Below are 471 nucleotides of genomic sequence, written 5' to 3' on the forward strand. Positions count from 1 at the left end.
CTCGAGGGCGCGGCAGTGTATGCGCTCACCTCGCTTGATAGCGGGGCGAGCTGGAGCCCAGGCGATCTCGTCACATTGGGCAACTCGCGCATTACTGCGGCCGGCGTGGCCTTTGATGCCGCAGCGCAAAGCCTTGTGGCGGTGTGGAACTGCTGTACGGACACGGGGTGGGGTGGCAACGCCGCAGCGACGCACTATGCGGCCTGGTCGCCCATCGGGAGCAGCCAGTGGTCGCCGGATCCTGGTACCACCAGCCTTTCGCCGCTCGTCAGCGGCGCCCGGTCGGCGGCGCTCACCATGCTCGCGCAGGCCTCTAACGCCAGGATCGCGTGGCTGGCGTGGGTCGAGGACGGCCAGGAGATGCGCGTGCGCTCCCTTGGGCTGAACCAGGTCGTCCCGGTCGATCGCTACCCCCAGCCGACGCCCCGCCCAACGCAGGAGGCGACGCGATGATGGGCAAGGCCACCACGC

1 protein-coding gene is annotated in these 471 nt (G+C 69.4%); it reads left to right on the forward strand.

What is annotated here, in order from left to right; genetic code table 11:
* Positions 1-453 (forward strand): hypothetical protein (locus tag I6F33_RS37930; protein ID WP_225145794.1); only part of this gene is annotated, 453 nt, incomplete at its 5' end.
* Between the last annotated feature and the right edge of the window lie 18 nt (positions 454-471).

It is taken from the genome of Bradyrhizobium sp. BRP20, assembly GCF_020194215.1.
Lineage (GTDB): Bacteria > Pseudomonadota > Alphaproteobacteria > Rhizobiales > Xanthobacteraceae > Bradyrhizobium > Bradyrhizobium yuanmingense.